The organism is Burkholderia sp. WTPI3, assembly GCF_021483755.1.
In the GTDB taxonomy this organism is placed as follows: domain Bacteria; phylum Pseudomonadota; class Gammaproteobacteria; order Burkholderiales; family Burkholderiaceae; genus Burkholderia.
In genome coordinates this window covers 17,986-42,259 of record NZ_JAGIXF010000062.1, presented here as the reverse complement: position 1 = coordinate 42,259, position 24,274 = coordinate 17,986, and the positions used below count along the sequence as shown (strand labels likewise).

The following is a 24,274-nucleotide window of genomic DNA, read 5'->3' as shown; positions in this document are numbered from 1 at the left end:
AGAGGGATCGAGGAGCGGCGGCAGGAATGCGGAGAAGAACAGATAGCCCGTCGGATTCGTCACGGCGGTGAGGAAGCTCTTCGGGAAGATCGAGGGGTTGCGTTCGGGCGCCGCGCCGCCGTGCGCGACGGCGACGTCGAGCGCGCCCTTCGACGTGAGCAGCCGGATTCCGACGTATGCGAGATAGGTGGCACCGAGCCACTTCACCACCGAGAACCAGAACGCCGACGCCATCAGCAGCGCGCCGAGGCCGAGCGCGACCGCGACGATCAGCACGAAGTCGGACAGCATCGCGCCGGCGAAGCCGTAGGCCGCGCGGCGCACGCCGTAGCGCGAGCCGTTGGTCAGTGCGAGCAGCACGGTCGGGCCGGGCGTCGCGATTCCGACGAACGCGACGGCGGCGAAGATCAGCAAGGTCGTTTCATGCATGACGGAGGCTCCTGGTGGCAGGTGCGCGCCCGATTATCGGGCGCGGCGGGCAGTGCTGTACAGGCATGACCGTCGCGCGGCCAATTATCTCGATATTGGCAAGAAGCTGTTTTCATTATTGCGCTTTCAAGAGGAACCGGTTCCAAATACCATGGCGGCGCCGCGGCGGGCAGAGGGCCGCTGCGGCATCGCGCGCGTGTCGCACGGGCGCGGCCCCGCGTGCGTGCGCGGCCGGCCTCGCATTGCCGGCGGATTTCGCCGGCCGCACGCGCTACTCGCACAGAACAACGGGCCGAGAGCCCGGAGACGCTAAAAACCATGAACAAGCAACTGATCGCAGCACCGCTGCTGCTCTCGCTCGCGGGCATCGCCTCCGCACAAAGCTCCGTCACGCTGTACGGCATCGTCGACGCGGGCGTGACTTACCGCAGCAACGAACGGGTCGGCTCGCCGGGCGCCTACACCGGGCATTCGGATGTCGGCCTGACCACCGGCAACCTGTCCGGCAGCCGCTGGGGCATCAAGGGTTCCGAGGATCTCGGCGGCGGGATGCGCGCGCTGTTCGTGCTGGAGAACGGCTTCGACATCACCAACGGCACGTCGGGCCAGGGCGGCCGCCAGTTCGGCCGCCAGGCGTTCGTCGGCGTCGGCAGCGACCGCTACGGCACGATCACGCTCGGCCGCCAGTACACGTCGCTCGACGACTTCGTGAGCCCGGTCGGCCCGTCGTCGTTCATCGGCGGCTTCGGCGCGCATCCGGGCGACATCGACGATCTCGACCAGACGGCGCGCGTCGACAGCTCGATCAAGTACACGAGCGCGAACTACGCGGGCTTCACGTTCGGCGCGCTGTACGGCTTCGGCAGCCAGCCGGGCAGCATGAAGCAGCGCAACACGTGGAGCGTCGGCGCGGCGTACGCGGCGGGGCCGCTGCGCGTGGGCGTCGGCTACGAGCACTCGGACAACAGCAAGACGGGTGCGACCGACCCGACGTCCGGCAAATGGCAGAGCACCGACGACGGGCTGTTCAACTCGTCGATCAACGAAGGCTATGCGAGCGCGCAGTCGCAGCAGGTCATCGCGACCGGCGCGACGGTCGACCTCGGCCCGGCCGTCGTCGGCGTGAACTACAGCAACGTGCAGTACCGCAGCGGCGCGCAGTCGCTGTTCAGCGGCCATGCGACCTTCAACGTCGCGGGCGTGTTCACGCGCTGGAACGTGCGGCCGCAGACGCAGCTGTTCGCCGGCTACAGCTACACGCGCGGCAGCAGCGTCGACGGCATCGACGACCGCGCGCAGTATCACAACGTCACGCTCGGCGCGGTCTACGACCTGTCGAAGCGCACCAGCGTGTACCTGCTCGGCGCGTACCAGCACGCGTCCGGCACGACGCTCGACGCGCTCGGCCAGCCGGTGGCCGCGACCGCGTCGGTGTCCGACAAGGCGAACGGCCACTCGTCCGATTCGCGGTCGCAGGCGATCGTGAGCCTCGGCCTGCGCCAGAAGTTCTGACGCCGAGCGCGACCGGCGGCCCGCCCGGGAGGCGTGGCACAGGTCGCGCGGCACGCCTCTATACTGTCGCCTCCCTTTCTGGAGGCGACATGACCCGAACCCGTTCCGCTAGCTGCCTGTGCGGCGCCGTCACCGTCACGCTGCACGGCGAGCCGGCGGCGCGTGCGAATTGCCACTGCGCGACATGCCGCGATTTCTACGGCATGCCGATGCTGTCCGCGACCGCATGGCAGCTGGAGCAGGTGTCCGTCACGGGCGCCGACGCGACGTTTCCGCATCCGTCGAAGTCGATGTCGCGCACGTGGTGCCCGGCGTGCGGCGAGATCGTGTTCGGCACGAACCGGCTCGGCATGCGGGTCGTGCCGAACAGCCTCGCCGCGCGTGCGCATGGCGGGCAACTGCCCGATGAATTGCAGCCGACGATGCACCTGTTCTACCGGCAGCGCGTGATCGACATCGTCGACGCACTGCCCAAGTATCTCGATGGCTGGGACGGCCCGACGCTCGACAGCGCACACTGATCCGCACCGGCTGCACGCGCGACCGGCGTGCGGCCGCGATCGCTCGCTTGCGGCCGTCTCTTCGCTCGCCGCGTACACGGCACCCTCCTCGTCGGCCATTGCCTCGCGCGACGCATCGCATCGCTTCACCTCTTCACGATTTCCGCAGTCACCCGGCACGCGTCGCGCGCATTGGGACGCGCAACGCCGAATGCGCCGGACATTATTTTTCCTCTTTCATTCCAATTTCGATTTGTAATCATCGAGTCGATTTTCCGGCAATGAAAAAGCAATGCGTATGTATCAGAAAAAATGACGCGCCCGCATTGAATGATCCGGAAGAAAATTCCGGGAAGTGCAGGCTCCGGACCTGCTGTCTGACGGCGCGTAGCAGTGTTATTCCCGGTCTTGCACTGCATCGGTGAAATCAGATTGCGCGGTAAAGGAACGTAACAGTTAATTCGCGGCGGGATTGATCTGGATTTTTAAGAAATCACCAATGTTTCATATGCGTCGAATTACAGTGTCGAGAAACAATCGTCCGGGAGCATCATTCATGTTAGTGAAACGAATCCGCGCGGTATTGCCCGGAATATGCATTGCCATGCTGGCGTCGGTGAGTCACGCGCAGACGTCGTATTCGACGGACTGGCTCGCCAACACGTTCGGCACGCTGAGCACGCACGTCGGCAACGGCGCGCGCTCGCTGTGGGTCGCGCCCGAGGGCGTGATCTACACGGCGTCGCGCTGGGACGAGAACGCGGGCGGCGTGGCGATCTACCAGAACGGGCAGACTCTCGGCACGATCGGCATCCACGACGAATTCCAGGGCGGCGCGATCACGGGCAACGCGACGTCGTTGTTCGTCGCGCTCGGCTACAACCGCACGTTCGGCAGCGGCTCGGTGGGGCGCTACAACCGCGGCACGAACCAGCGCGACCTGCGCATTCCGGTCAGCACGTGGACGGGCATCCAGTACGCGGACGTGATCACCGGCCTCGCGACGGGCGGCAACCTGCTGTACGTGAGCGACTTCTACGGCAACCGCGTGCGCGTCTATACGACCGACGGCGTGTGGCAGCGCGACATCGGCGTGGCGGGGCCCGGCGCACTGGCGCTCGACGCGTCGGGCAACCTGTGGGTCGCGCGCAAGAGCGCCGGTGCGGTCGCGCAGTTCAACCCGACCGGCACGGCGATGAGCACGATCCAGATGGCCACCGGCGCGCGGCCGGCGTCGCTGTACTTCGATGCGCCGAACGGGCAACTGCTGGTGGGCGACGAAGGGCCCGACATGAACATCAAGATATACACGCTCGCCGGCCAGCCAACGCAGGTCGGCACGTTCGGCGTGCAGGGCGGCTATCTCGACACCGCTTCGGGCATCAAGGGGCAGGTGGGCGACAAGCGCTTCACGCGTGTCGCGGGCATCGGCAAGGATGCGGCCGGCAACCTGTACGTGCTGAACAACGCGTGGGGCGGCGGCTGGGATCTCGGTCGCAACGGCAGCACCGACCTGCATTCGTACAGCCCGACGGGCGTGCTGCAATGGAAGCTGCAGGCGCTGAACTTCGAGGCGATCGCCACGCCCGATCCCGTCACCGACGGCACGTTGTTCTACAGCGGCAACAACATCTATACGGGTACGGCAGGCGGTACGTTCGTCGCGAACACGGTCGATCCGTTCACCTATCCGAAGGACCCGCGCCTCGACATGAACGACTATCAGCGCGGCCAGCATTTCGGCCAGCTCGCGATGGTGGGCGGCAACCGGATCCTCGTCGCGTCGGGCCAGAATCCGGGCAACTTCAACTTCTATCACTTCAACAGCGCGAGCGGCTACATCGCGATTCCGGACGGCTCGATCCCGGGCAAGCCGTTCAACACGAATCTGCAGGTGACGGCCGGTTTCTCGATCGACGACAACGGCGACGTGTGGGCCGGGCTCGACCGCACCAACAACATCTCGCACTATCCGATGACCGGCTTCGATGCCACCGGCAAGCCGTCATGGGGCAAGCCGACGCAGATCCAGATTCCGCGCACCGTGCTGCCGCTCACGCGGATCATCTACCAGGTCGACAGCGACACGATGATTCTCGCGCAGGGCATCTCGGGCAGCTGGGACTGGACCGCGATGGACGGGCACATCGAGGTCTATCACGGCTGGAAGGGCGGCAACATGAGCGCGCCGAACCCGGTGATCAACCTGACGAGCGCGAACCCGAAGTCGATCGCGGCAGCCGGCCACTACCTGTTCGTCGGCTACGTGCACACGGTGCCGAACATCGACGTCTACGACCTGAACACCGGCAACCTCGTCACGACGCTGACGAACTCGAACACGTCGGCGATGGACGTCGGCAACGACGTCGACTCGATGTACGGCGTCCGTGCGTACCTGCGCTCGACCGGCGAGTACGTGATCACGAAGGACAACTACAACGGGTCGAGCATCGTCGTGTATCGCTGGCATCCGTGAACCCGCGACCACGCGCGCCGCGCCGCGCACGTCACGGCGCGCCGAGCACGCGGCCGTTCACCTCGCGTCCGTACATCGAGTCGGGCGTGTCGTGGAACTTCGCGCGGGTGTCCTGCACCGAGCCGGTGAAGCGCGGGTCCTGCGGGCGCTCGTGGCTGTCCATGAAGGTCGCGACGTCCCACGCCTGCTGATCGGTCAGCGTGCCGCCGAGCCCGAGCGGCATGTTGGCCTTGATGAAGCCGGCGGCGTTGCGGATGTCGCCCATCCCCGCTCCCCAGTTGAACGAGCGCGCGCCCCACAGCGGCGGGAACGCCGGCTGGCCGCCGCTCGATTGCCCCTGGCCGTCCGCGCCGTGACACAGCGCGCAGTGCTGCGAGTAGACGGCGGCGCCGCGCGCGTAATCGGCCTTCTGCGCGGGCGGCGGCAGTTTCGGGAAGCCCTGTCCCGGCAGTTTCGTGCCTACCGGCGCGCCTTTCGCGAGCCAGTACGAATAGGTTTCGAGCGCGACGAGGACCGGATCGCCGGCCGGCGGCGCCTTGCCGTTCATGCTGTAGCGAAAGCACCCCTGCAGGCGTTCGGCGAACGTGTTCACGTGCCCGTTCTTGCTGCGGTAGGCCGGATACAGCAGGTACGCGGCCCACATCGGGCTCGAATCGGGACGGCGGCCCGCGTCGAGGTGGCAGCTCGCGCAGGTCAGCTTGTTGCCGACGTACTTGCCCGCGTATTCGGGCGTGTGGAGGAAGATCTGTTCGCCGAGCTTCACGGTCTTGCCGAAGTCGTCGGCGGGAAGCGCGGATTCGGCGGGCGGCGTGAACGGCTTCGCCGTGGCAGCGGGCAGGGCGGCCGCCGGTGCGGATGCCGCGGCCGGCGTGTCCTGCGGTGCGGCCGCGCATGCGAGCGCGGGCATCCAGGCCGCGCCGAGCAGCGCGGCGCGGGCGCGGCGGATCAGCTTCGTGCGGTCGATCATTGCTTGTCTCCGTTCGTGGCGCCGCCGCGCGCATAGTAGGCGGCCACCGCGTCGATATCGGCATCGGACAGCTTGCCGGCGATCATCGGCATCAGCGCCATCGGCCCGGGGGCGCGCGTGCCGTGCTTCCACGCATTCAACTGGCCGGCGATGTAGGCAGCCGGCTGGCCGACGAGCGGCGGAAACGCGGTGCCCACGCCGAGGCCGCCCGCGCCGTGGCATTGCGCGCACGCGGGCAGGCCGTCCGACCAGCGTCCGCGCGTCGCGAGCCATGCGCCGGCGTTCGCCGGATCGATCGATGCGGTGCCGGCTGCGATCGCGGCCGGCGCGGGCAGGCTCGCGAAATATGCGGAGACCGCCTCGCGCTCGTGCGCCGACAGCAGTTTCGCGAGCGGCTGCATCACGGGATTCTGGCGGCTGCCGTCAGCGAACGCGGCCAGTTGCGCGGACAGGTACGCGGCATTCGTGCCGGCGAGCCGAGGAAAGCCTGCGGCCGCATTGCCTTCGCCCTGCGCGCCGTGGCAACCGATGCATGCGGCCACGCCCGTGGCCGTGCCCTGGGTCGCGAGCGTCTTGCCGAGCGTCGCGTCGTCCGCGTAGGCGCGGCCGGCCAGCAGCGCCGCGGTGGCGAGCAGCAGCGGCGCGAACCGGCGTCGCGGTGTGTCGAGCGAATCGTTCACGTGTCCCCTCCTTGTTGTCTGTCTTGTTGTGCACGCAGTCGTGCCGCGGTGCGTCAGCCCGCGCCGGGCCGGACCTGCTGCGGTGCGGGATGCGGCGTCGGCGCGCTCGCGTCGTAGCGGCCGAAGCCGTAGCGCTCGAAGATCCGGAACGCGTCCGGCGACCGGATGAACGCGAGCCACGCACGCGCGGCTTCCCGGTGCGGCGCGTTCCTGACCATCGCCCCCGCGTAGATCGCCGTCGTATTGTGCGCGGATGGAATGTCGATGTGCATCAGCGGATGCCCGACCTGTTCCTGGAACGCGGCTTCCGACTGCCACAGCACGCCGGCGTCCGCACGGCCCTGCATCAGGAACAGCGCGGTTTCGCGATGATGGATGTGCGTGAGTTCGGTCGTGCCGTCGCGCACCTTGTCGTCGTAGACGGTGCGCGCGAGCGCATCGCCGCCGGCCTTCACGAGCGACGCGCGAATCTGCCGCGCGACGCCTTCGAATTCCGGGTTCGGCATCGCGAGCTTCACGTCGGGCCGCGCGAGATCGTTCAGCGACGCGATGTGCTTCGGATTGCCGGCGCGCACCATGATCGTCAGCCGGTTCGTCACGTACGGCACGGCCGGGCCTTCGAGCGTGCCGTTCGCGATCAGCGCGTCGACCTTGCCGAGCCCCGCGAAATACGCGTCGGGCTTCACCGTCCATGTCATGTTGCCGACGGTGATCGTACCGCCGGCCTGCATCTGCTTCGCGAGCAGGCCCGGCGGGATCGTTTCCCAGTAGATGCGGCCTCGGTATTCGGGATGATCCGCCTCGAACTTCGCGACGAGCGGCGCCATCGCGAAGAAATAGTTGCCGCCGACGTACAGCACGAGCTTCGGCGCGGTGAGGTCGCCGTGGAAGTCGGCGAGCACGTCGACTTGCGGCACGGTGAATTCGAGGCCGCGTTGCGTCGCGTCGTTGTTGCGACCGTCCTGCCACGGCGGAAAGACGCTGGCGGTCGTGGCGGCCGGTGCGGCGAGCGATACCGCCGACGTGCCGCAGAGCGTGGCGAGCGCGACATGCAGCGCGGCGCGCCAGCGGCGTCGCGACGGGGAATGCATGGGGATCGATGCCATCGCGCACCTCACTTCGCGTAGGTGAAACCGGCCTGCTGCAGCTCGGGCAGCGTGCCGACCGCGCCCGGCGTGACGATGGCGGACGGAATCACGTGATTGGTCAGGTCGGCCGCGAGGGCGTCGAGCGGCAGCTTGTCCGGATTCGCGTTCGCGCCGTCGAGCCGTTCCGCGAGTTCCCAGATGGCGTTGTGGCACGACAGGAACACGACGCCGCGCTGCAGCAGCGCCGCGATGCTGTTGTCGTGCGACGAGAACGCGCCGTCGGCCAGCTCGTGATCGTCGGCGTCCCTGGCTTGCGCGGGCTTCGCGGCGAGCAGCGTGTTGGTCGCGAATGCGGCGCCGGCGAATTTCGCGAGACCGTATTTGTCCCACGCCGTCTGGTCGAACAGCGCGAGATGCGCGGTGCCGTGCGTGGCCGACACGACAAGGAAGTCCGGGTGGCGGAACGACCAGATCTGCGCATTCAGCGCGTTGCGCATCAGGTTCAGCCACGGGCCGCCGAGCTCGGTGTTGTCCCATACCTGCTTCGGGCCGCCGCGATAGCCGATCACCTCGGTGAGCGCGGCGTGATCCCACTGATCGGGCCGTTCGAGAATCATCGGCACCGTCTTGAAGTCGCGCCGTCGCGGCGCGGCCGCAAGGCGGCGCGTGAGGTCGGCGAGGTGCGTAGCCCCGCCGGGCAGCAGCGCGCCGGGTTCGGGCGTCGCCGCCTGCGCGACGCGCGATGCGCCGAGCAGCGCGGAGCCGGCCGCGAGGCCGAGGGTCTTGAGCGCGTCGCGGCGCGCATGCCGGTCGGACATGGAGCTCTCCCGATATCGTTTTTGTTGGGGGCGTGCCGCTTCGCCGTGCCGAGGCGGAGCGTGCCATTGCGTTGCCAGTCTAGAGGCGCGCGACCGATAACGGAAATCGCGATATCGGATGGGAGCTATTCGAGGGTCCGATGATTGGCTGAAACGACCGCGCGGCGCGACGCCGGCAAATGCGGCTTCGCGCTGAGCGGGACAACGGCACGGCGTCAGTGTGCGGTGTGCTCGCGCAGCACTTCCGACGGCCGCGTGTTGCGCACGAACACACCGGCCAGCACCGCGCCCGCGAGTGCGATCGCGCCGGCCAGCACGAACGCGGACGCGAACGAGCCGCTGCGATCGACGATGAAGCCCGTCACGGCCGGCCCGATCACGCCCGACAGGCTGCCCATGCAATGCAGGAAACCGCTCACGCCGCCGACGCGGGCCGGATGCACGACGTCCTGCACGATCGCCCAGTAGATCGCGCCGGTCACGTACAGGAAGAACAGCGACACGGACATCAGCGCGACCGCGCCCTGCGTCGACTGCACGGCGCCCGCGACGGCCACGCACGCCCCCGCGCCGAGCAGGCAGGTGACGAGCACGATCCGGCGCGACAGCAGCAGGTTGCCGGTGAGCCGGTAGAGCGCATCCGAGATCGCGCCGCCGCATGCGAGGCCGACCGTGCCGACGAGCCAGGGCACGACGGTGGCCACGCTCATCTCCTTGATGTTCAGGTGGTGGGCGCGCACGAGGTAGCTCGGGAACCAGCTCAGGAAGAAGAACAGCACATAGTTGTAGCTGAAGAACGCGGCGGCCGTCGCGAGGATGCGCGGCTGGCGCACATAGTGCGACAGCGTGTGTGCCGGGGTCGCCGCGCCGGACGCCGACGACGCGTGGGCGGACGCCACGGCGGGCGCGCCCGGTGCCGTGTTGACCGGCGTGGCCGGACGGTCCGACGTCGACATCATCCACACGACGACCCACGCGAGCCCGATGGCGCAGACGATCCAGAACGCGGGCCGCCAGCCGAACTGTGCCGCCAGCAGACCGACGATCGGGCCGGCGATCGCGCCGCCGAGCGGCGAGCCGGCGCTGAGCAGCCCCATCGCGGTTGCGGCGGCGTCGCGCGGCAGCCAGTTGTTGACCATCTTGTTCGCGGCCGAGCACAGCGGCCCTTCGGCCATCCCGAACAGCAGCCGCACGATCAGCAGGCTCACGAAGCCGACGGTCAGCGCGGTCATTCCGCAGAACACCGACCACAGCCCGACCGACAGCACGTACACGAGCTTTGGCCCGAGCCGGTCGGACGCGAGCCCGCCGATGAAGTTGAACAGCGCATAGCCGATGAAGAACGTGCTGAACACGAGGCCCATCTGCACGGCATTGATGCCGAGATCGGTCTGCACGATCGGCGCGACGATCGACAGCGCCACCCGGTCGAGATAGTTGATGCCGTACACCATGAACAGCAGGAACACCGTGAACCACGCCTGCGACTTCTGCTTCATCTCCGTCTCCTTCGTGCCGGTGGGCCGGCCATCATGTTCGTGTCTCGTCGATCGTCCGCCGCGTCGGCAACGACGTCGGCGGGCAAGGGCATTGCGCGGTTCGCGCGGCGGCGGCGAACCGGGCGGGCGGTCGTTCAGCGCGCGTACAGCGGCGCGAGCAGCGCGTCGGTGCCGTGCGTGCGCAGCGTCGCCAGATGCGTACCGACGCGGGCGATCAGCGCGTCGGGCCACGCGACGTCACCGGCGAGCGCGGCGCTGCCGAGCGCGGCCCGGACCGCGCCGCCGGCATCGCCGGCCGCCGACAGCGTCGCGCCGAGCGCGCCCGCGCCCGGATCGCTGATCGTGAGCGCGCGGCCCGCTTCGTCGCGCGCGGTGGCGACGTAGTGCAGCCAGAGCGCCAGCGCGCGCTCCAGATACGGCCGCTCGATGCCGGCCGCGGCGCTTTCGCCGAGCGCGGGCAGCCAGCGCAGCGGCACCTTCTGCGTGCCGTCCATCGCGATCTGTTCGGTGCGATGCGCGAGCATCGGATTGCGAAAGCGCTGCACGAGCGTCGCGCAATAGCCGCGCGCGTCGTAACCCGGCGGCACGTCGACGGTCGCCAGCAGGTCGCGCGTCATCACGCCGTCGACGAGCGCCGCGATGCCCGGATCGGCCATCGCATCGGACACGGTCGCGCGTCCGCGCAACTGCCCGGCATACGCGATCGCCGAATGCGAGCCGTTCAGCAGCCGCAGCTTCATCGTTTCGTACGGCCGCACGTCGGCGACGAGGTGCGCGCCGGCGTCTTCCCAGCGCGGGCGCGGCCCGGCGAAGCGATCCTCGATTACCCATTGCGAGAACGGCTCGCAGACGATCGCGGCCGCGTCGCGCGCACCGAGATGCGTTTCCGCCCAGTCGAGCGAATCGGGCGTGGCGGCCGGCACGATCCGGTCGACCATGCTGTTCGGGAATGCGACGTCGTCGCGGATGCGCCGTGCGAGCGCGCCGTCAACGTGTTCCGCGTAGTCGATCAGCAGCGCGCGCAGCGTGTCGCCGTTCGACGTCATGTTGTCGCAGCAGACGATGCTCAGCGGTGCATGCGCGGGTCGCAGCCGCAGGCCGGCGGCGATCACGCCGAGCGCGGTGCGCGGCGTGTCGTGCGCCGCGAGATCCTGCTTGAGCGCGGGGTCGTCGAGATCGAGACCGCCGCCGGGACGGCGGCAATAGCCCTTCTCCGTCACGGTCAGGCTGACGATCGACACGGCCGGATCGGCGATCAGCGCCAGCAGCGCGGGCAGCGATTCGGGTGCGAACAGCGCACCGTGCACCGCACCGACGATGCGCGTGCGCGCGCCGTCGCCGTCGCGCTCGGTCACCGTGTACAGATGATCCTGCGCGGCGAGCAGGTCGACGGTATGGCGCCGCCGCAGCTCGACGCCCACGATCCCCCAGCGCAGGTCGCCCTGTTCGAGCACCGTCTCCGTATGGAGTGCCTGGTGCGCGCGATGAAACGCGCCGAGGCCGATATGGACGATGCCCGTGCGGACCGCGTGCCGGTCATAACGGGGGCGGCGCGTGCCGGGCGGCGCGGTGCGCAGGAAATCGGGGGCGGATGGCATGACGGTCTGAACGGGTTTGTACCATGGTAGATTGTGAAGTCCGTGCAGGTTATTTCGAGTTAATCCGCGAAGTTATCGGTGTAAACGCTAAATCGCCCGAATCTGATTGCTTATGTACCATGGTAGTTATCGATATCGAGTCGGATCAAGCCACCACCATGAGCGAAGCGGCAGCACTGGAAGAAGAGGACGTCGTCGTCACGGCGTTGCAGGGGTTCTCGCTGGACGAGAGCCGGTCGTATACGGAGCAGGTGCATGCGCTGCTGCGCCACGCGATCGTGCGCGGCGCGCTGCCGCCGCGCACCGCGCTGTCGGAGGCGGTGATCTCCACGACGATCAAGGTCAGCCGCACGCCGGTGCGCGAGGCGTTCGCGCAGCTCGCCGACGAGCGGCTCGTGCAGATCATCCGGAAGGTCGGCACGCTGGTCGCGCCGATTCCTGTGTCGATCCTCGAGGAAGGGCGGTTCGCGCGCAGCACGCTCGAGTGCGCGAACCACGTCGAGCTCGCGCAGAAGATCACGCCGGCGCAGCTCGCGGAGCTGTCGCGGATCATCGATGCGCAACGCGATGCCGTGGCCGCCGGCGACGTCGAGGCGTTCTTCGATCTCGACGAAGCGATGCACGGCCGAATGTTCGCGTTCGCGGGCCGGCCGCACGTGTGGGAAATGCTGCAGCCGATGAAGCGCCAGTTCGACCGCGTGCGCTGGCTGCTGCTCGATCGCGTCGAGGATCACGCGCGCCGCGCGCTGCAGGAGCACGAGCAGATTCTTGCGCACATCGCGTCGCGCAACATGGCGCTGCTCGGCGCGTCGGTCGCGATGCACGTCGACCGGATCGGCTCGCATCTGCCGGAAGTGCGAAGCCGCGCGCCGCATTACTTTGTCGACTGAAACGCCCGCTGGAGGAGCGCAGTGAAAATCGAACGTTTGCAGACCATCGTCACGTGTCCGGGCCGGAACTTCGTGACGGTGAAGATCGTGACCGACGAAGGGGTGTACGGCCTCGGCGACGCGACGCTCAACGGGCGCGAGCTCGCGGTGCGTGCCTATCTGGAAGACCACGTGTTTCCGTGCCTCGTCGGCCGCGACCCGCGCAACATCGAAGACATCTGGCAATACCTGTATCGCGGCGCGTACTGGCGGCGCGGACCCGTTACGATGACGGCGATCGCCGCGATCGACATGGCGCTGTGGGACATCAAGGGCAAGCTGGCGGGCATGCCCGTCCATCAGTTGCTCGGCGGCAAGAGCCGCGACGGCCTGATGGTCTACGGCCATGCGAACGGGCGCGATCATGAAGAAGCGGTCGACGCGGTGCGCGAGCACATCGAGGCCGGCTACCGCGCGATTCGCGTGCAGTCCGGCGTGCCGGGGCTCGACAAGGTGTACGGCGTCGGCAAGACGGCCGGCGCGTACGAGCCGGCCGAGAAGGGGCTGCCGCCCGAGGAGCCGTGGGACACCGCGCTCTACCTGCGCCACACGCCGGAGCTGTTCCGCAAGGTGCGCGACGCCGTCGGCGATGTGCCGCACCTGCTGCACGACGCGCATCACCGGCTCACGCCGATCGAGGCCGCGCGCCTCGGCCGCGATCTCGAGCCGCACCGGCTGTTCTGGCTCGAGGATGCGACGCCCGCGGAGAACCAGGACGCGTTCCGGCTGATCCGCCAGCACACGACGACGCCGCTCGCGGTCGGCGAGGTGTTCAACTCGATCTGGGATTGCAAGGACCTGATCCGCGACCAGCTGATCGACTACATCCGCTCGACCATCGTGCACGCGGGCGGCATCACGCACGTGCGCCGGATTGCCGACTACGCGGCGATGTACCAGGTGCGCACGGGTTTCCACGGCGCGACCGACCTGTCGCCCGTCTGCATGGCCGCGGCCGTGAACTTCGGGCTGTGGGCGCCGAACTTCGGCATCCAGGAACTGATGCCGCACAGCCCGCTGACCGATGAAGTGTTTCCGCACAGCTACCGCTTCGAGGACGGCTATCTGGTGATGGACGACGTGCCGGGCCTCGGCGTCGACATCGACGAGACGCTGGCCGCGAAATATCCGTACGAGCGCGCGTACCTGCCGGTCGCCCGGCTGCGCGACGGTTCGATGTGGAACTGGTGAGCGGCGAAGATCCGAAGGAGAGAACCGAAATGTTGAGCGTCGTTGTCGATCGTCCGAACAGCATGAGTGTGCGCGAGGTGCCGCTGCCCGCGGCCGCCGCCGGCGAAGTGCGCGTGAAGGTGCGCTACGCGGGCATCTGCGGGTCGGACCTGCATATCTTTCACGGCAAGAATCCGTTCGTGTCGTACCCGCGCATCATCGGCCACGAATTCGTCGGCACGATCGAGTCGGTCGGCGCGGGTGTCGACGCCGCGCGGCTTGGCGAAACCGTCGCGGTCGATCCGGTGATCAGTTGCGGGCATTGTCACGCGTGCACGATCGGCCGGCGCAACGTGTGCCGGCACCTGAGCGTGCTCGGCGTGCATCGCGACGGCGGCTTCAGCCAGTACACCTGCGTGCCGGCCGGCAATGCGCACCGGATTCCGGAAGCGATCGCCGATACCTGCGCGGCGATCGTCGAGCCGTTCGCGGTGGCCGCGAACGCGACATCGCGCACCGGCGTGCTGCCGGGCGACGTCGCGCTGATCTACGGCGCCGGCACCGTCGGGCTGACGATCCTGCAGGTGCTCAAGCGCGTGTACGGCATTCGCGCGTTCATCACCGACCGGCTCGATGCGCGGCTGCAGCTCGCGCGCAAGTGCGGCGCGGCGCAGGACGAGGTCATCAACACCAGCGTCGAGTCGCTGCCGGAGGCGCTGGAACGGCGTGGCGTCGACGGCGGCCCGACGCTGATCTTCGATGCGGTCTGCCATCCGTCGATTCTCGAGGAAGCCGTGAGGCTCGCCGCGCCGGCAGGGCGGATCGGCGTGCTCGGGTTTTCGTCGGAGCCGTCGGCGATCGTGCAGGCGGAGCTGACGAAGAAGGAACTGACGCTGGCCGCATCGCGGCTCAATTGCGCGATGTTCCCGCAAGTGATCGACTGGATCGGTCGCGGGCTGATCGAACCCGAGCACATCGTCACGCACAAGGTGGGCTTTCGCGACGTCGCGCGCGCGTTCGAGATGGCCGAGCGCAATCCCGCGGAAAGCTGCAAGATCCTGCTCGATTTCGCGGGCGGCTGATACCGGTTCGTGTCGACGGCCGGGGCGTGTCGCGCGTGTCGCGCCGCGTCGGCCGAACGATGCGATCGCTCGTCGCCGGCGAGCCGGAGCGGCGCGAATCCCGCGCGCCGATTCGAGAGCAGCAGCGGGATCGGACACAACGATATCCAACATCAGGAGACATGCATCGTGACCCGGATTGCCTTCGAGGAAATGCAGCGCGCGATCCATGCGGCGCTCGTGAACGCGGGGATGCGCGAACGCGACGCCGAAATCTGTGCGCGGGTGCATACCGAATCGACCTGCGACGGCGTCAATTCGCACGGCATCAATCGCGTGGCGCGCTTCGTCGACTATCTCGACAAGGGGTGGGTGAACGTCGACGGCGCGCGTGAGCGGGTCAAGCAATTCGGTGCGATCGAGGTGTGCGACGGCCATCGCGGCCCCGGCATTCTCAACGCGCTGTCCGCGACCGACCGCGCGATCGAGATCGCCGACGCGCAAGGCGTCGGCATCGTCGCGATGCGCAACGCGACCCACTGGATGCGGGGCGGCACCTATGGCTGGTACGCGGCCGAGCGCGGCTACATCGCGATCTGCTGGACCAACACCGAAGCGTGCATGCCCGGCTGGGGCGGCAAGAACACGCGCGTCGGCAACAACCCGTTCGTGATGGCGGTGCCGCGCGCGCAGGGCCATATCGTGCTCGACATGGCGATGTCGCAATACTCGTACGGAAAGCTGCAGGCCACCCGACTCAAGGGCAAGAACATGCCGTTTCCCGCCGGCTTCGACAGCGACGGGAAGCTGACCGCCGAGCCAGGCCCGATCGAAGCGTCGATGCGCATCTTGCCGATGGGCTACTGGAAGGGCTCGGGCTTCGCGATCATGCTCGACGTGCTCGCGGCGGTGCTGTCCGAAGGGCTCGCGACGAACGGGATCGATGCGATTCAGCAGGGAAGCTGTACGGGCTGCTCGCAGGTCTTCATCGTGATCGACCCGCGCAAGCTCGGCGGCGAAGCATTCACGAACCACGTGGCCGACGGCGTGGCGGACTACGTGAATACGTCCGAGCTCGCGGAAGACAGCAGGGAGGTGCTCTATCCGGGGCAGAGCGCGCTGCGCACGCGGATCGAGCAGCGGCGCGACGGCATCGTCGTCGACGACGGCATCTGGGCCGACGTGCTCGCGCTCGCGGAGCGGCGGGCGACGCCGCATGCCTGACGGGAAGGCGGCCGGCACGCCGGATCGGCGCGTGCCGGCCGTTGCCGGAACGAACGTGCCGACCGGATCCATTGCTGCGTAGACGCATGTTTTAATCTGGAGAACTGATCATGACGGCGGATGTCGCGCTTGCGCCCGATGCAGGCATCGAGGCACGGAACGAAGACGCGTTGTACCGGAAGGTGATACTGAGGATCGTCCCGCTGTTCTTCCTCGGTTTCATCATGTCCTATCTGGACCGCGTCAACATCGGTTTCGCGAAGTTGCAGATGGCGGCCGATTTCGGCCTGACGAATGCGTCGTTCGCACTCGGCGCGAGCGTGTTCTTCTGGGGCTACATGCTGTTCGAAATTCCGAGCAACCTGATCCTGCGGCGGGTCGGCGCGCGGGCATGGATCGCCCGGATCATGGTCACCTGGGGCATCGTGTCGATCCTGATGGTCTTCTCGCGGAACGCTGCGGCGTTCTACTCGCTGCGGTTCCTGCTCGGCGTGTGCGAGGCCGGCTTCGTCCCGGGCGTGATGTACTACACGAACACGTGGCTGCCGGCCCGGCGTCAAAGCGGCATGTACTCGCTGTTCCTGATGGCGTTGCCGATCGCCGTCGTGTTCGGGGCGCCGCTCTCCGGCGCGATCATGGAGACGATGAACGGCGTGGCCGGCATCCACGGCTGGCAGTGGCTGTTCCTGCTCGAAGGGCTGCCGTCGGTGGTGCTGGGCGTCGTGATCCTGATGCTGCTGCGGAACAAGCCGGCCGACGTGGACTGGCTGAGCCCGCGCGAGAAGCAGATCATCGAGGCGAACGTCGCGAAGGAGGCGGCCTTCAAGTCGCATCGCGTGGCCGATGCGTTCCGCTCGCCGAAGATCTATGCGCTGATCGTCGTGATGATCCTGTTCAACACCGGGTTCTACGGTCTCACTTTCTGGATGCCGACGCTGTTTCACGACGCCGGCGTCGCGAACAGCCTGGACGTCGGGCTGCTGACGGCCATCCCGTTCGGCGTCGCCGCGCTTTGCATGTACGTGAACGCGCGGCGCGCCGAGCGCTCCGGGCGGCTGCGCCGGCACGGCGTGGTGCCCGTCGCGCTGGCCGCGATCGGCCTGTTCGTGGCGACGGTGGCGCACGACAACTTCTGGCTTGCGCTGGTGATGCTGACCGTCGCGACGTCAGGCATTCTGTCGCTGATGCCGATCTACTGGACGCTGCCCGGACGCGTGCTGTCAGGGCCGGCCGCGGCAGCCGGCTTCGCGCTGATCAATGCATGCGGAAGCCTGTCCGGCATCCTGGGCGCGATGATCATCGGCTACGCGGGCCTGCGGATCGGCATGACCATCCTGGCGGGCGCGCTGTTGCTGTGCAGCGTCGTGTTCTACCGGGTCTGTCCCGCCACGGCGGAATAGCATCGCGGGGGGCGGCACGGCCCGTTGCGGCGCGCGGCGGTTCCGCGATATCCGCCGCGCCGTTTCACCGCGTGCCGGATGGTCAGAACGACACCGTCGTCGTCAGCGTGACGAGGCGCGGCTCGCCGACCGCGACGATCAGGTTGCTGTTGCTCGACGGATAGTAGGTCTTGTCGAGCAGGTTCTTCACGTTGAGCTGGATGCGCGTCGGAAACTTGCCGATCGTCGTTTCGTACGCCGCGAACGCGTCGACGGTCACGTAGCCGGGCAGCGTGAAGCTGTTCGCGGTGTCGCCGGGCCGCGCGCCGACGAGCCGCGCACCGCCGCCGAAGCGCCAGCGTCCGGGCAGGTTCGCAATGGCCGTGTCGTACACCGCGAACAGGCTGCCGGTGTGGCGCGCGACGTTGACGAGCGGCGTGTTGCTGTCGCGGTCGTTCGCGTTCGTGTAGGCATAGCTGCCGATCAGGCTCAGGTGGCGCGTGATCTGCCCGGCGACGTCGAGCTCGATCCCGCGCGAGCGCGCGGTGCCGATCGTCGACGTGAGATCGCCCACCGTGACCGCGACGTTGCGCTTGTCGATCTGGTAAGCCGCGAGCGTGCCGGTGATACCGGGCTTCAGGCTGAACTTCAGGCCGGCTTCCAGCACGCGGCCGAATTCCGGCGCGAGCGGCGACGCGACATTCGATGCAACGTTCGGCTTGAACGAGCGGCTCACGTTCGCATACGCGGTCAGCGACGGTGTGAGCGCATACGCGAGCCCGAACTGCGGCAGCCACACATTGCCGTGCGAGCGGTCGGCGAACACGAACGGCCGGCCCATCCCCGATTCCTGCTGCCAGTCTTCCCAGCGCAGCCCTGCGACCGCGGTCAGCCGGTCGGTGAGCTTCACCGAGTCCTGCACGATCATCGAGTACGTGTGGCCTTTCGAAAGCGAATCGCTCTGCTTCGTGCTCGGCGTGCCGCCCGGCGCGAGCAGGCCGTAGACGGGATCGTAGAGATCGAACCCCTTCGTCGCGGTGCCGCGGATCGTGTCGCCGCGGAAGCTGCGCTGCCGTTCGTATTCACCGCCCACATACAGCGCGTGATTCATCCCCGCGAGCGTCAGGTTGCCGAGCAGGCCGAGCGTCGCGATCTGGTCGGAGTCGTTGCGCCCGAGGTTCGCATCGGACGAGCGCGACAGCATGCCGGTCGCGCTGTTGAACGCGGTCGCCCGGGTGATGTACTGATCGTAGCGGTCGCGGCCCCAGCCGTAGGTCGCGCGCACGCGCCATGCGTCGGAGAAGCGGTGCTCGATGCGCGCGCGCAGCGTTTCCTGGATCCCGCTGCTTTGCGCCCACGCTTCCTCGTAGCGGCGATAACGCAGTGCGTCGTCGGGGCGGCCGTTCACGAGCACGGTGCCGCGATCGAACGGCGTCGTGTAGTCGACGTACTGGTAGCTGACGTCGATCGACGTGTTCGCGTCGTGCCACGACAGCGCGGGCGCGATCAGCGCGTCGCGTTCGCGGCCGAAGCTGCGCCAGTAGCGGCTCGTGTCGTATTCGCCGGTGAGCCGGAACGCGAGCGTGCCGCCCGCGACCTGGCCCGGCTTGCCGAGCGGGCCCGTCAGGTCGAACTGCGCGCTGCTGCCGCCATGGCTCGTGCGCGATGCCGAGATCGAGCCGCCGAACGCGTCTTCCGGCTTGCGCGTGACGAGATTGATCACGCCGCCCGGATCCTGCATCCCGTACAGCAGCGAAGCCGGGCCCTTCAGCACTTCGACGCGGTCGATCGTCGCCAGATAGCTGTGCAACACCGGCGTGCGCACGCCGTCGACGAGCACTGACCCGTCATTGTTCGAACCGAAGCCGCGCTTGATGAACGCGTCGCGCGTGCCGCCGAGCGTGTTGGTCTGCGTGACGCCGCTGATGTTGCCGAGCACGTCGTCGAGCGAGCGCGCCTGCTGGTCCTGAATCACGCTGCTGCTGACCACCGCGATCGATTGCGGAATGTCCTTGATCGCCCGGTCGCCGCCGCCGGCGACGCTGCTGGTGCGCGGCTGATAGCCGACGGTCGGGTCCGCGGCCGCCGACGCGCTGACGCTGATCGCCGGCAGTTCGCGCCCGGTGGGCGGTGATGCGGGCGTGGGCGACGCTGCTGCCGCGGCAGGGTCGGCGGGCGCGCGATCGTCGGCGGCCGCATGCGCGCCGCTTGCGACGCAAAGGGTGATCAGGGCAGGCAGGCTCGTGCGCCACGGACGCGAGGTCCGGGCGCGGCGGGGCGGTCGACGGGATGGCATGAATCGGTGAGTGACGGAGTGCTAAGAATCGGGTCGCGGGCCGCAGCGGCTTCGCCGCGGCAGGGTGCGCATGATATATGTAATGATAATCATTTGCAATTGTAATAATGCTGATCCGGACTGTGCGCCGCGATTGCCGGGCCGGCGGGCATTTGCTACCGTAGCGCCCAAAATCAGAAGCAGTGAAATTCAATGAGAGCCGGGGGCCGCACCATGTCATCTACCTGTCACGTCGCGTGCAGCGCGACGCCGCGCACCGCAGCCGACCACGCGGGTGGTGAAGCAACGCCGGCGCGTTCATTTCGCACTGCGTCGGGCAGCCGGCGCAGCGCCGCCTTCAATCACTTCAACCACCACGTTTGACGGGAGACCACCCCATGAAAAGGATTTCCGTGCCGTTTGCGGCGGCCGCGCTCGCGGCATGTGCGATGCTGACCGGCGTTCAGCAGGCCGTTCATGCCGCGCCGGCTGCCGAGCCTGCGATCGATGCGCACTACGGCACCGTGATCGAGGCCTACACGCAGGACATGAGCACCGCGAAGGCGAAATACGACGGTAAGCGCCTCGCATTCGTCGGCGCGGTGATCCGGATGGGCAGCGACCCGGGCGGCACGTACTTCGGTGCGTTGACGACCGACGGCGAGCAGTTCGATACGCACTTCGACGTGGCCGACCAGGATGGGCTGAAGCCGAAATTCCCCGGCGGCGAGATCAAGCCGTTTACGGCATCCGCGAATTTCCGCTTCAGTTGCGTAAACGAAGGCTATATCGACGCGCCGGTGCTGCCGGGGCTGAAGCTCGTGCATTGCCGGCTCGCCGATTGACGTAGCGCCGTGGCCGGCGCTCAGAATTTCTGCTGGATGCCTGCCATCACGCCGAGCTGATTCATCCCGGTGCCGACCGTCCCGCCCGCGGCGACCGCGTTCGCGGCCAGTGCGCTGTTGAACATGTAGCCCACCGACGTATAGACGGTCGTCCGCTTCGACAGGAAGTAGTTCGCGCGGCCCACGAGCAACGTGGCGTTGGCGCCGTCGGCGCTTTCTCGGCGCTGCAGGTAGCGCACGCCCTGGAGGTCGAGCGCGAGGTACGGCGTCGCGTAATACGTGCCGCCGGCAAACACGATGTCGGCCTGCAGATGTTCGGCCGCCGCGAGGTTGCGGCGGATCCAGCCGGCGCCCAGTTTCGCGGGGCCGATCTTCACGTAGCCGGCGACGATGTCGCGCGTGTCGGTGTAGGCCGGATTGTTCAGCGGCGCGAGTGCACCGCCGCCGCCGCGCATCACGTCGTGCGACGCGGCAAGTCCGAAATTGCTCGCGTCATACGCGATCATCGCCGTGTATTGGCGGCATGCGACGATGTCGCCCGCCACCTGGCCCGCGCAGCCCGTCGCCGACGGTCCTGCCGGCCCGGCCGCGTCGCGCCCGAAGCTGTACGTCGCGCCGAGCGTTACGCCGTGGAACGTGCCCTTGTAGCCGATCGCATTGTCGCTGCGCGCATTCGGCAGGTACGAGTCGAAATCCGCCATCGAGTGAATCGACGGGCCGATCACGTCGGCATTGGTCAGCACGATCATCGACATGTTCATCTGGCGGCCGAGGGTCAGCGTCCCGAACGGACTGTTCACGCCGACGTTTGCCTGCCGCCCGAACAGGCGTCCGCCGTAGTTCAGCGCGCCGGTGCCGGGCTGGAAGCCGTTCTCGAGCACGAAGAAGGCCTGGTAGCCGCCGCCGAGATCCTCCGTGCCTCTCAGCCCCCAGCGCGACGGTACTTCGCCGGTCAGCGTCGGCATCCCGGTGAACGACCCGCCGTGTGCGGCATTGTTGTAGTAGGACACGCCGGTGTCGACGATCCCGTACAGCGTGACGCTGCTTTGCGCGCAAGCCGGGCCGGCCAGGGCCAGCGTCAGCGCCGTGGAGCATGCGACGCCCAGTTTCATTTTCATTGCTGTCTCCAAACAGTGTGTAGATGTACTTATCTATTTTTATCGGGTCGCCCGGTGACGACCCAGGGTGCCGACGGGTGTCGGCGAAACTGCAGCAGTCGTGCGTTACGACATCGCCGGATCGCGCTGCCCGCGCAGCGCCCGGGCGGGCCCGCAGGCCACGGCGACGGCGATCGCCGCGCCGGCCATCGGCACGAGGAATGCGAGATAGAGATGCGACACGGACCAGCCGTCGTCCAGCAGCGCGCCGACCGTCATCGGCGACAGAATCGCGCCGAGGCGGCCGATGCCGACCGCGAGGCCGATGCCGGTCGTGCGGATTTCGGCGGGATAGGGCGTTGGCGACAGCGCATACATGCCGGCCACGCATGCGTTGATGACGGCGCCGAGAAATACCCCGACCGTCAACCCGATGCCGAGCGAGCCGGTGTTCGCGCCGAACACGACCATCAGTGCGCCGCCCAGCAGCAGCGTGGCGCCGAGCAGGTTGCGCAGGCCGACGCGGGTCGACAGCAGGCTGAACAGCGACGCGCCCGCGATGCCGCCGAGATTGAGCAGCACGCCGCCGGTCACGCCCTGCGACGCCGACAACCCGGCCTGGACCAGCAGCTTGGGCGTCCAGCTCACGACGAAATAGAAGCTGCCCATCACGAGAAAGAACGCGATCCACAGCGCGATCGTGCGGCGCGTGAGCGGCGGCCGCAGGACCGCCGTCCAGCTCGACGCGGGCGCTCCGGTGTCGGTGGACAAGGCAGCGGCCGGCAGCACGTCGATCGGTGCGCGCTTCATTCTGGCGAGGATGCGGTTGATTTTCCGCAGCGCGTCGTCCGGGCGTTTCGCGAGCAGGAAGTCGAGCGATTCCGGCAGCAGTGCGAGCACCATCGGGATCGACAGCAAGGTCAGGACGCCGCCGAACGCAAACACGCTGCGCCATCCCCACGTCGACAGCAGGTAGCCGGCCACGACGCCGCCCGCGGTGGCGCCGATCGCATAGCCGGTCGACTGCATGCCGATCGCGGCGCTGCGCCATTTGTTCGATGCGTATTCGCCGCTGATGACGGTCAGGCTCGCGAGCATCCCGCCGATGCCGAGCCCCGTGTAGGCACGTGCGACGGCGAGCTGAAGCGTGTCGTGCGTGGCGGCGCACGCGAGCATTCCGGTCGAGATCACGACGAGGCAGAGCAGGATGATCCGGCGGCGGCCGACGCGGTCTGCGAGCGGTGCGATCAGCACCGAGCCGATGCCCATGCCGGCGAGGCCGGCACTGAGCAGCAGGCCGATTTCCTTGCCGCTCAGTTTCCACTCGGCCGCCAGATGCGGCGCGGCAAACGCGATGGCCAGCACGTCGAAGCCGTCGAGCATGTTCAGTACGACACAGGCCGTCACGGCCATCGTCTGGAACGCACTCATCGGGGATACGTCAATCGTATTGCGGATATTTGCACTCATGTCAAAGACCCTTTATTAAAATAGTATGACTAATTAAATGGAATCGAATCGAAGCCGGCGGTATTGAACGGGTGAAAGTGGTTGGGTTGGGTGGGCGGACGCGGTCCCTGAGGCCGCCCGCGGCCGTTGCCCGCTGATGCGCGCGCCGGTGCGACGCTTACGCGGGTTCGGTTTGACGCAGCAGCCGCTCGATCACGCGGCGTGCGCGATTGGGGCCCGCGTCCACATGGATGTCGATCTGCCGGCTTCCCGGAAACCGCAACTGGTTCCGGTATTGCGCTTCGATCACGGTCTTGTCCTCGTCGAACGTCGCGGCGGACTGCTCGATGACCGTTTGCGCGACACGCTCGACGTCGTGTTTCGGATTGGTCGCAACGGTCCAGAAGTAGTGCGTCGTCGCGTCGGTCTCGGGTGTGATGCCGTGAAAGCCGCGCATGTGGAAGCCGCCGCGCGACGGATCGAGCAGGTCGCCGGTGCCGGCGTCCATCGCGCCGGTCCAGATCCGGATATGCGACACGTGAAATTCGATTTCCTGCCAGCGATCGACACGGCCCGCGAACGGCCATGCGGCCGTGTAGGTTGGCGGCGGCTCGGAATCCGGCATCCGGCGGATCAGCGACACCGTGTCGCCGTCGCTGCTGACGCGGGTGTCCGCGCCCATGTGCAGCGGCGCGTTGCCGCCGATCGTTTTCAGGTGCACATAGCCGAGATGGCTCAGGTCCATCAGGTTGTCGTGAATGAGCTGATACGGCGCGTCGTAATGGTAGCGGCCGCCGCCGAAGCGATAGTGCGGATCCGCGTGGAACGCGTAGTGCGGCGGCGCGCAGGCGGGTTGCGCGTGCGGGTCGGCGCCGATCCAGATCCAGACAATGGCGTCCTGCTCCCGCACCGGGTACGACGACACGCATGCCTTTGCCGGAATCCGGTCCTGGCCGGGAATCTCGACACAGGCGCCGTCACGGTTGAACAGCAGGCCGTGATAGCCGCAGCGCAGGCCGCGCGGTTCGAGCGAGCCGCACGACAGCGGCAGCGACTTGTGGCAGCAGCGATCCTCCAGTGCGCCGATTTCGCCGGACGGCAGCCGGAACAGCACCACCGGGCGGCCGAGCAACGTGCGTGCGACGGGGGCGTCCGTCAGTTCGGATGAAAGGGCCGCGACCCACCATCGGTCGACCGGGAATTGAGTACTGTTGATCGGTGATCCGGCGTGTTGTTCCATCGATCGTCTCCAATATCGTGTTGTGCCGCCGCGCG

General features: G+C 67.7%; 20 protein-coding genes. 9 read left to right on the top strand and 11 right to left on the bottom strand.

The window, feature by feature from the left end:
• Positions 1–429, bottom strand: a 429-nt coding sequence (locus tag J7024_RS26955; RefSeq protein WP_234745612.1) for a LysE family translocator, incomplete at its 3' end; no start/stop codon positions are given.
• A 318-nt stretch (positions 430–747) separates the two neighbouring features.
• On the opposite strand from J7024_RS26955, the gene J7024_RS26950 reads away from it, so the two are divergent.
• From J7024_RS26950 to J7024_RS26940, 3 genes are all read left to right on the top strand, one after another.
• The gene (locus J7024_RS26950; RefSeq protein ID WP_124829513.1) at positions 748–1,941 is read left to right on the top strand and encodes a porin; all 1,194 of its coding nucleotides are present in this window, start codon (positions 748–750) and stop codon (positions 1,939–1,941) included.
• Between the two features lie 89 nt (positions 1,942–2,030).
• Entirely contained in the window at positions 2,031–2,462 is a 432-nt protein-coding gene (locus J7024_RS26945) for a GFA family protein (protein ID WP_124829512.1), read from the top strand.
• A 535-nt stretch (positions 2,463–2,997) separates the two neighbouring features.
• On the top strand, positions 2,998–4,920 hold the full coding sequence (locus tag J7024_RS26940; RefSeq protein ID WP_124829511.1) for an SMP-30/gluconolactonase/LRE family protein: 1,923 nt from the start codon (positions 2,998–3,000) through the stop codon (positions 4,918–4,920).
• 31 nt (positions 4,921–4,951) lie between these two features.
• On the opposite strand, the gene J7024_RS26935 is transcribed toward J7024_RS26940, so the two are convergent.
• The 6 genes from J7024_RS26935 to J7024_RS26910 all read right to left on the bottom strand — a co-directional run bounded on the left by J7024_RS26935 (position 4,952) and on the right by J7024_RS26910 (position 11,570).
• The gene (locus J7024_RS26935) at positions 4,952–5,887 is read right to left on the bottom strand and encodes a c-type cytochrome (protein ID WP_124829510.1); all 936 of its coding nucleotides are present in this window, start codon (positions 5,885–5,887) and stop codon (positions 4,952–4,954) included.
• Positions 5,884–6,567 (bottom strand): c-type cytochrome, encoded by a 684-nt coding sequence (locus J7024_RS26930; protein WP_124829509.1) that lies wholly within the window; start codon positions 6,565–6,567, stop codon positions 5,884–5,886. Before J7024_RS26930 ends, J7024_RS26935 begins: the two co-directional genes overlap by 4 nt.
• Before the next feature lie 53 nt (positions 6,568–6,620).
• Entirely contained in the window at positions 6,621–7,673 is a 1,053-nt protein-coding gene (locus tag J7024_RS26925) for a substrate-binding domain-containing protein (protein ID WP_124829508.1), read from the bottom strand.
• Positions 7,674–7,681: 8 nt separating this feature from the next.
• A complete protein-coding gene (tetH, locus tag J7024_RS26920; RefSeq protein WP_124829507.1) occupies positions 7,682–8,473 on the bottom strand; it encodes a thiosulfate dehydrogenase in 792 nt (263 codons plus the stop codon).
• A gap of 215 nt (positions 8,474–8,688) precedes the next feature.
• Positions 8,689–9,972: an MFS transporter gene (locus J7024_RS26915; protein WP_124829506.1), complete on the bottom strand. Its 1,284-nt coding sequence runs from the start codon at positions 9,970–9,972 to the stop codon at positions 8,689–8,691.
• 134 nt (positions 9,973–10,106) lie between these two features.
• Positions 10,107–11,570 carry a mannitol dehydrogenase family protein gene (locus J7024_RS26910; RefSeq protein ID WP_175751754.1) on the bottom strand — a complete coding sequence of 488 codons (1,464 nt, stop codon included), beginning with the start codon at positions 11,568–11,570 and terminating at the stop codon, positions 10,107–10,109.
• Positions 11,571–11,728: 158 nt separating this feature from the next.
• Here J7024_RS26910 and J7024_RS26905 point away from each other — a divergent pair, with 158 nt between their 5' ends.
• The 5 genes from J7024_RS26905 to J7024_RS26885 all read left to right on the top strand — a co-directional run bounded on the left by J7024_RS26905 (position 11,729) and on the right by J7024_RS26885 (position 17,354).
• Positions 11,729–12,460, top strand: coding sequence for a GntR family transcriptional regulator (locus J7024_RS26905; RefSeq protein WP_124829504.1), 732 nt, complete (start codon positions 11,729–11,731; stop codon positions 12,458–12,460).
• A 21-nt stretch (positions 12,461–12,481) separates the two neighbouring features.
• A complete protein-coding gene (gene manD / locus J7024_RS26900; RefSeq protein ID WP_124829503.1) occupies positions 12,482–13,690 on the top strand; it encodes a D-mannonate dehydratase ManD in 1,209 nt (402 codons plus the stop codon).
• A gap of 29 nt (positions 13,691–13,719) precedes the next feature.
• Positions 13,720–14,751 carry a Zn-dependent oxidoreductase gene (locus J7024_RS26895; protein WP_175761700.1) on the top strand — a complete coding sequence of 344 codons (1,032 nt, stop codon included), beginning with the start codon at positions 13,720–13,722 and terminating at the stop codon, positions 14,749–14,751.
• A 168-nt stretch (positions 14,752–14,919) separates the two neighbouring features.
• The gene (gene yiaK, locus J7024_RS26890) at positions 14,920–15,954 is read left to right on the top strand and encodes a 3-dehydro-L-gulonate 2-dehydrogenase (protein ID WP_124829501.1); all 1,035 of its coding nucleotides are present in this window, start codon (positions 14,920–14,922) and stop codon (positions 15,952–15,954) included.
• Positions 15,955–16,064: 110 nt separating this feature from the next.
• On the top strand, positions 16,065–17,354 hold the full coding sequence (locus J7024_RS26885; RefSeq protein WP_175751758.1) for an MFS transporter: 1,290 nt from the start codon (positions 16,065–16,067) through the stop codon (positions 17,352–17,354).
• A gap of 82 nt (positions 17,355–17,436) precedes the next feature.
• Here J7024_RS26885 and J7024_RS26880 read toward each other — a convergent pair whose 3' ends face one another.
• Positions 17,437–19,629, bottom strand: a complete 2,193-nt coding sequence (locus J7024_RS26880) for a TonB-dependent siderophore receptor (protein ID WP_124829499.1) — start codon at positions 19,627–19,629, stop codon at positions 17,437–17,439.
• A 377-nt stretch (positions 19,630–20,006) separates the two neighbouring features.
• Here J7024_RS26880 and J7024_RS26875 point away from each other — a divergent pair, with 377 nt between their 5' ends.
• A complete protein-coding gene (locus J7024_RS26875; protein ID WP_124829498.1) occupies positions 20,007–20,453 on the top strand; it encodes a hypothetical protein in 447 nt (148 codons plus the stop codon).
• Between the two features lie 20 nt (positions 20,454–20,473).
• On the opposite strand, the gene J7024_RS26870 is transcribed toward J7024_RS26875, so the two are convergent.
• The 3 genes from J7024_RS26870 to J7024_RS26860 all read right to left on the bottom strand — a co-directional run bounded on the left by J7024_RS26870 (position 20,474) and on the right by J7024_RS26860 (position 24,239).
• A complete protein-coding gene (locus J7024_RS26870; RefSeq protein ID WP_124829497.1) occupies positions 20,474–21,571 on the bottom strand; it encodes a porin in 1,098 nt (365 codons plus the stop codon).
• Between the two features lie 105 nt (positions 21,572–21,676).
• Complete coding sequence (locus J7024_RS26865) at positions 21,677–23,020, bottom strand: MFS transporter (RefSeq protein WP_124829496.1); 1,344 nt, start codon at positions 23,018–23,020, stop codon at positions 21,677–21,679.
• A 157-nt stretch (positions 23,021–23,177) separates the two neighbouring features.
• On the bottom strand, positions 23,178–24,239 hold the full coding sequence (locus tag J7024_RS26860) for an aromatic ring-hydroxylating dioxygenase subunit alpha (RefSeq protein WP_175751762.1): 1,062 nt from the start codon (positions 24,237–24,239) through the stop codon (positions 23,178–23,180).
• Between the last annotated feature and the right edge of the window lie 35 nt (positions 24,240–24,274).